5 protein-coding genes are annotated in these 7,575 nt (G+C 71.8%); 4 read left to right on the top strand and 1 reads right to left on the bottom strand.

Features of this window, described 5'->3' with window-relative positions; genetic code table 11:
• The 4 genes from HMPREF3086_RS18750 to HMPREF3086_RS00830 all read left to right on the top strand — a co-directional run.
• A partial coding sequence (locus tag HMPREF3086_RS18750; RefSeq protein WP_168169030.1) for a hypothetical protein occupies positions 1–343 on the top strand: 343 nt, incomplete at its 5' end.
• A 70-nt stretch (positions 344–413) separates the two neighbouring features.
• On the top strand, positions 414–1,703 hold the full coding sequence (locus tag HMPREF3086_RS00840; RefSeq protein WP_061227921.1) for an HNH endonuclease signature motif containing protein: 1,290 nt from the start codon (positions 414–416) through the stop codon (positions 1,701–1,703).
• A gap of 85 nt (positions 1,704–1,788) precedes the next feature.
• On the top strand, positions 1,789–4,116 hold the full coding sequence (pta, locus tag HMPREF3086_RS00835) for a phosphate acetyltransferase (protein ID WP_232303170.1): 2,328 nt from the start codon (positions 1,789–1,791) through the stop codon (positions 4,114–4,116).
• On the top strand, positions 4,113–5,324 hold the full coding sequence (locus HMPREF3086_RS00830) for an acetate/propionate family kinase (protein WP_061227922.1): 1,212 nt from the start codon (positions 4,113–4,115) through the stop codon (positions 5,322–5,324). Before pta ends, HMPREF3086_RS00830 begins: the two co-directional genes overlap by 4 nt.
• Positions 5,325–5,346: 22 nt before the next feature.
• Here the strand turns inward: HMPREF3086_RS00830 and HMPREF3086_RS00825 are convergent.
• A partial coding sequence (locus HMPREF3086_RS00825) for a serine/threonine protein kinase (protein WP_070719723.1) occupies positions 5,347–7,575 on the bottom strand: 2,229 nt, incomplete at its 5' end.

Below are 7,575 nucleotides of genomic sequence, written 5' to 3'. Positions count from 1 at the left end.
GGTTCTCGACGGCGGGGCTCCGCGAGGCCCGGCGCGGGACGGCGAGGCCCGGCGCGGCGAGGTGAGGGCGGTCCTCGAGTCGGCCCGGCGTGTCCTCGAGGCGGCCGGCGAGCGCGGCCGGGAGTGCGTGTGGATCGGCGAACTCGCGCGCGACCGCGTGCACGACTTCGCAGAGTTCGACCTGCTCTACACGCGCGCGTCACGACACCTCGACCACAGTGACCCCGACGCGGCCTCAGCGGACCTCGCCAGGCTCGTCACGCTCGAACGCGCGCTCGTGAGCGCCGAGGTCGCCGCCATGCTCGACGAGCTCAGGTTCCGGCTGCTGACCGAGCGCGACTGAGGAGACCCGCGGGCGGTCGGCCGCCGGAAGCAACCCCACGGTGTCGTACGCCTGTTCTATACTTCAGGGCATGGAGCAGGGGATATCGGGCACCGAGGGCGACGGCGGTCGCAGTGTCGAGCCGCCCACGCTGGCCGATGTCCTCGGGTTCCTCGAGGCGTCCGTGGAGTCACTGTCCGCGGTCGAGTGGTCCGCCGTCGAGGCCGACGCGCTCGCGGACGCGGTGGGCCGCGTCGAAGTCCTGGCGCGCCGGCTCGAGGCCAGCGGCTGCCGCGCGACCGCCGAGCTGGCGGCGTTGCACGGGCAGAAGGGCCGGACCCCCGGAGGCGTGGCCGCCATGCTCGCCGAGAGGCTGGGCCTGGCCAAGGGCACTGTGCACGGCCGGATCGACGCCGGCGGGCGCCAGGCCACCCCGGCCGGGCGGGCGGCAGCGAGCGGAGAGATCTCCGGTGAGCACGAGCGGATCATCGCCAAGGCCGTCGCGGCACTACCCGGGACGATGGGCGGCACGGCCAAGACCGCGTTCGCCGAGGAACTCACACGGTTCGCCCGGTCGGCGGCGCCCGCCGACCTGCGCGCTGAGGCCGCGCGACGGATCGCGGAGCTGTGTCCCGCCCGCGGCCGGGACCGCGAGGAGCACCAGGAGCGTCAGCGCTCCGCGAGGCTCGGAGCCGTGCGCTCCGACGGGACGAGCACGCTGACCATGACGCTCACCCCTCGCGGTCGCGCGCTGGTGGAGCGGGCGCTATGCGACTTCGGTGGCCCGGGCGGGGCCGTGCCGTGCGAACCCGGATCGGACGACCGCACCCCGGAGCAGCGTGCCCACGACGCACTGGTCCACCAGTGGGCACTCGGCTCGACCGTCGACCCGGCACGGCCCAAGGGGATCGCGACCATCGTGGTGCGGCTGACCCCCGAGCAGCTCGAGGACCCCCACGCGCTCGTCCGCACCGACTCGGGCACCCAGCTCAGTGTCAGGCAGGCCGTCTCGATGGCCGGAGCCATGCCATGGTTCGTCTCGCTACTCCGCGACGGACGCGAAGAGCTGCTCAGGGTCGACGTGGACGCCCACCCCGAACGGCGCATCGCCACGGCGATCCAGCGGCTGGTCCTCTACGCCGCCCACGGAGGGTGCACCTTCCCCGGATGCACAGCCCCGGCCCGACGAAGTCAGTTCCACCACGTCCGGGAATGGTCCAGGGGCGGACCGACGACCGTCGCGAACGGCGCACTCGGCTGTCCCGTCCATCACGGATTCGTCGGTGACGGGCCGGCGGGCTGGACGACCATCGTGAACCCCGCTTCGCCCGGGCTGTGCACGTGGCTGCCACCCGGCGTCGACAGGCTCACCGATGCCTGACGATCGGCCCCCGACCGGGGTGACGGACGCGCCCGACAGGGGTGTACCTGATGTGCCGCGCCACCCGCGCTGTCACAATGCCCCCGTGCCCGATTCCCTTCCGCCCGATTCCGTCACGCCCGAGTCGCCCGAGTCGTCCGAGTCGTACGGGGCCGAGCCGCCCGAACCCGACATCGCCGCGCTGACCATCCCGGCCCAGAGCGGGAACGAGCCGCTCTCCTCGTCAGCCGTCTACGTGGCGGCCCCCGAGGGAGACACCGGGAAGTCGACCGTCGCGCTGGGCCTGCTGAGGATCCTCGCCGGTACCGTCCAGCGGGTCGGCGTGTTCCGTCCCGTCACCGTCGCCCCGCGGCCGGTCCCCGGTGTGACCACCGGCGCGGCTACCGGCACGGCGACCGCCGACGAGTCGGCCCGGGACCGCATCCTCGAGATGCTGCTGCAGCACACGACCGTGGACCTCGACTACGAGGACTGCATCGGCGTGACGAACCTGCGCGTCCACGAGGACCGCGACGCCGCCCTCGCCGAGATCGTCGACCGCTACCAGGTGGTCGCCCGCCAATGCGACGTCGTGGTGATCCTCGGGACCGACTACACCGGGGTCCCCAGTCCCACGGAGTACGACTTCAACGCCACGATCGCCGTGAACCTGGGCGCCCCCGTGCTACTGGTGCTCCGCGGTACCGACCGCTCTCCGGCAGAGATCGGCACCAACGCCCGGCTCACGCTCGACGAACTGCGCGCCGAGCACGCCCACCCCGTCGGTGTCGTCGCCAACCGCTGCGACCCCGACGCCCTCGAGGCGATCCAGGCCGAACTCGACACGCTCGACGTGCCGGCCTGGACCCTGCCCACCCAGGCGCTGCTCACCGCACCCACGATGGGCGAGCTCAAGGAGGCGGTCGACGGCACTCTGTACTCTGGCGACCCGGCGCTGCTCGACCGCGAGGCGATGGCCGTGATGGTCGGCGGCATGACCGGCGACCGGATCCTCGAGCGGCTCGTCGACGGCATGGTGGTCATCGTGCCCGCCGACCGCACCGACGCGGTGCTGGCGATCCTCACCGCGCACGCGGCCGAAGGCTTCCCGTCGCTGGCCGGGATGATCTGGAACGGCGGGGTGACGCCGAACCCGGCGCTGGACAAGCTCGTCCGTGGGATGCGGTCCACCCTGCCGATCGTCTGCACCCAGCACGGGACCTACGACACCGCGCGGCTCGCCGCCGAGACCCGCGGTCGTGTCTACTCCGGCTCCGGACGCAAGGTCGAGACCGCGCTGAGCCTCATGGAGAAGCACGTCGACACCGAGGAACTGCTCGCCCGGCTGCGCGTCGACACGCCCGACGTGATGACGCCGCAGATGTTCGAGCACCAACTTCTCGAACGCGCCCGCGCGAACAAGCGGCACATCGTCCTGCCCGAGGGCGACGACGACCGCATCCTCCACGCCGCCGGCCGTCTGCTGCGACGTGACGTCGCCGACCTGACGATCCTCGGGGATCCCGAGGCGATCCGACGCCGCGCCGATGAACTGGGCATCGACCTCAGCGGGGCGCAGCTGCTCGACCCGCGGGAGAGCGAACACGCCGACAGGTTCGCCGAGGAGTACGCCGAGCTGCGCAAGCACAAGGGGATGACCTTGGACGTGGCCCGCGACCGCATCCTCGACATCTCCTACTTCGCCACGATGATGGTGCACACGGGCCTCGCCGACGGCATGGTCTCCGGCGCAGCTCACACCACCGCGCACACCATCCGTCCGGCACTGGAGATCATCCGCACGCGGCCGGACGTTAAGACGGTCTCGAGCGTGTTCCTCATGTGCCTGGCCGACCACGTGCTCGCGTTCGGCGACTGCGCGGTGGTACCAGATCCCACCGCGGAGCAGCTCGCCGACATCGCCGTGTCGTCCGCCGAGACCGCCGCGCGCTTCGGTATCGAACCGCGGGTGGCGCTGCTGTCGTACTCCACCGGTGACTCCGGCACGGGCGCGGACGTCGACAAGGTGCGCGAGGCCACCGCACTCGTGCGGTCGCGCATCGCCGACGCCGCCGCGTCCGCCGCTGGTCCCGCCTCGCGCGCCGCCGACCCGGTGGCCGGCCTCGTCGTGGACGGCCCCCTGCAGTTCGACGCGGCCGTCGACCCCACGGTCGCCGGGAAGAAGATGCCCGATTCCGAGGTCGCCGGACGTGCCACCGTGCTGGTGTTCCCCGACCTCAACACCGGCAACAACACGTACAAGGCCGTCCAGCGGACCGCGGGCGCTGTCGCGATCGGGCCGGTCCTGCAGGGCCTGCGCAAGCCGATCAACGACTTGTCGCGCGGCGCGCTGGTCGAGGACATCGTCAACACCGTCGCCATCACGGCCGTCCAGGCGCAGGGCGCCGGCGACTCCCAGGGAAGCGATTCATGACCCGCGTACTCGTCATCAACTCCGGCTCGTCCTCCCTCAAGCTGCAGATCCTCGACACCGCCGAAGAGGCCGAGCTGGCCTGGGCTCTGGTCGAGCGGATCGGGGAGCCCGTCGGCACCATGACCGTGCGCCGCGGCGAGCTCACGGGATCGCCCGCCGCGGAGCGGACCGCGGAGGCCGGATTCCCCGACCACACCGCCGCGCTGGCCCGCGTACTGGAGCTGGCCGAGGAACTGCGGGTGCACCCCACCGATTTGGGCGTCGAGGCGATCGGCCACCGGGTCGTCCACGGTGGGCCGGCCTTCCACGAGCCGGTCGAGGTCACCGCCGAGGTGGAGGCCGACATCGAGAAGCTCGAACTACTCGCCCCGCTGCACAATCCGGCCAACCTGCGCGGCATCCGGGTCGCCCGCGAGCTGCTGCCCGGGCTGCCGCACGTCGCGGTGTTCGATACGGGCTTCTTCCACACGCTGCCCGCCGCGGCCCACACGTACGCGATCGACAGGGAGACCGCGCGTGAATGGGACCTGCGTCGGTACGGCTTCCACGGCACCAGTCATGAGTTCGTCTCCCACCGTGTCGCCGACGTCCTCGGCCGGCCCTACGACGAGATCAACCAGATCGTCCTGCATCTGGGGAACGGGGCGTCGGCGTCGGCGATCGCGGGCGGCAGGCCGATGGACACCTCCATGGGATTGACCCCGCTCGAGGGTCTCGTCATGGGCACGCGCCCCGGGGACCTCGACCCCGGGCTGATCATCCACCTCATCCGCGACCGCGGGATGTCACCGGAGGACGTCTCCACCCTGCTCAACCGCCGGTCCGGGCTGGAGGGACTGTCGGGCGCGCGTGACTTCCGCGAGCTGCTGACCCGGGTCGACGACGACGACGAGAACGCCCGGCTCGCCTACGAGGTGGTGATCCATCGCCTGCGCCGCTACATCGGCGGCTACTGGGCGGTCCTCGGCCGGGTCGACGCGATCACGTTCACCGCCGGGGTGGGGGAGAACGTCGCCCGCCTGCGGGCCGACGCGCTGTCCACGATGAGCGACTGGGGGGTCGACATCGATCGCGACGCCAACGAGAACGGCACGGGCGAGCGGGTCATCTCGACGCCGGACAGCCGGGTCGCGGTGCTCGTGGTGCCGACGGACGAGGAGTTGGCGATCGCGCGGGCGTGCGACACCGTGCTGGGCCTGGGACGGTAGTGCCCTGACCGCCCCCGCGGCGCTAGAACAACGTGCGCGGGCGGATGCTGTTGGCCTGGTCGACCAGGCGGAACCGCTGGGCCCGCGTCTCGGTGGACCGGGCGAGCGTCCGCAGGACGGTCTCGGCACCGGAGCGCAGGCCGAACTCGGTGAACGGCACGCCCCGCATCAGCGGGGACGGCGAGGGCTCGTTGCCGGGCAGCTGGATCCACGCGAGTGCGGTGGTGAGGACGGTGAGCCGGATCTGGAAGGCCCGGTGCTCGCCGGCGGACAGGTTGGTCACCCGGCGTGCGGCTTCCCGCAGGTGGGACTCCTCGGTCTCCTCCAGTGGGCGTCCCTGGCACAGGAGGAGGATCGCGGTGAGGTTGGCCAGCGAGGAGTAGCGCGAGTTGGGTGGGACGCGGTCGAGTTCCTCGATGGCGGCCGCGACCTCGCCGCGCCGCTGGAGCTGGCGGGCCAGTCCGAACGCCGAGCTGATGACCGAGCGGTCGACCGACCACACGGTGCGGTAGAAGTGCTCGCTCGAGCGGGCCCAGCGGGCGCGGTCCCGTTCGGGGCAGACGTCGAGGATGAGCTCGGCGGTGGCGGCGAGGGCCAGCTTGGGTCCGTTCTCGCCGGGCATGGCGGAGAGCACCTGCTGGAACTTCGGGTAGGCGCCGACCGGGTCGCCCTTGAGCAGCGCGACGATGCCGTCGTACCAGACGAGCCGCCACTCGGCGCGCCGCCGGTGGGCGTTCTCCTCCAGGAGCGCCTCGGCGGCGGCGAGGTCCCCGCTCTCGAGGTAGGCGCGTGCGAGCGACATGATGACGCCGATGCTCTCGTGCGCCTCGGAGCCGGTGTCCGAGTAGAGCTCCCTGAGCGTGTCGATCCGTTGTTCGACCGAGGTGTACGAGGTCGCGGCGAGGATGCGGCTGGCCGGGTCGGACGACTCCATGAGGGGTACCGGGAGCGCGTCGACGAGCTCGGCGCCGGTGAGCGTGGTGTCGCGGGCGCGGCCGTCGACGAGGAAGTCCGTCGGCTCGACGGTGAACAGGGTGCCGAAGGTCGACCGCTGGGGGGAGAACACGGACGAGAACGCGGGGTGCGGCACCCCGGTCCGCAGTGCCAGCACCTCCCGCAGGACGCCCATGAGCTGGTTGGCCATGCCGGTGGCGCTGCGGAACCGCATGTCGGGGTCCTCGTGCGTGGAGCGCAGCAGGAACCGGTACAGGGAGTCGTACCGGCTGAAGACCGGCTCCTCCATGGGCGAGGGGATCCCGTCGGCGTAGCGACCGTCGACGACGGGCAGGCGGACGATGAGCGAGGCCAGTGTCCGGCCGACGGTGTACAGGTCCGAGACGATGGTCGGTCCGGTCTCGGGGATCTCTGGGGCCTGGAAGCCGGGGGTGCCGTAGATGTGCCCGTAGTCGCCGACGCCCGACACGGCGCCCATGTCGATCAGCTTGACGTGGTCCTCGGTGAGCATGATGTTCTCGGGCTTGAGGTCGTTGTAGACCAGCCCCACGGAGTGCAGGTAGGACAGCGCCTGGAGGACCTCGAGGACGTAGGCGATGGCCTTCTCCACCGGCAGGACCCGCCCGGGGGCGGCGCGCCGGACGTCGCGGAGGCTGGGGCCGCCGACGTATTCCATGACGATGTACCCACCGTGGGTGGGCGAGGTGGCCCAGTCGTCGTGGATGAAGTTGTAGATACGCACGATCGACGGGTGCGACAGCTCGGCGAGGATCTCCCGCTCCGCGACCGCGACCTCCTGCGCTTCGGCCTGGTCGGCGTGGAGCAGACCCTTGAGCACGACCCAGCGGTCGGAGACGTTGTGGTCCACGGCGAGGTAGATCCAGCCCATCCCGCCATGGGCGAGCGCACCGCGGACCTCGTACTGGTCGGCGACGATGTCGCCGGGTCGCAGTTCGGGCCTGGGCAGCTTGCCGTTCGAGGCCTCGCACTCGGCTTCGATGTCCTCCGGTGCGAGCATCGCGGACATGGGGTCGACGGGGATGATGTACGGCAGATCGACGAGGCCCTCGGCGGCCTGGCTCGGCCGGTCCTCGGGCTTGTCGGGGTGGCGCAGGCGGAACGGTGCCGAGGTGGCGCGGTCACCGGTGACCGCGTCGGTCCGGACGGACGGACGCGCGCCGGGGACGGACTCGGTGCGCGACTCCGGATCGTGACGCGGCCGGCCGGCGGCGCGGGGGGTGGTGCCGGCGTCGGGGTCGGTGTCGGACAGGAGCCCGGTCATGGACACCGCGCCGGT

This window comes from Dietzia sp. HMSC21D01, from assembly GCF_001815995.1.
In the GTDB taxonomy this organism is placed as follows: domain Bacteria; phylum Actinomycetota; class Actinomycetes; order Mycobacteriales; family Mycobacteriaceae; genus Dietzia; species Dietzia cinnamea.
The sequence above is the reverse complement of the archived record's forward strand: the minus strand, read 5'-3'. Positions and strand labels throughout refer to the sequence as shown.

Bases quoted from the DNA above. Each gene is read 5' to 3' on its own strand.
- HMPREF3086_RS00840 (WP_061227921.1), top strand. From the start codon at position 414: ATGGAGCAGGGGATATCGGGCACCGAGGGCGACGGCGGTCGCAGTGTC.
- HMPREF3086_RS00830 (WP_061227922.1), top strand. From the start codon at position 4,113: ATGACCCGCGTACTCGTCATCAACTCCGGCTCGTCCTCCCTCAAGCTG.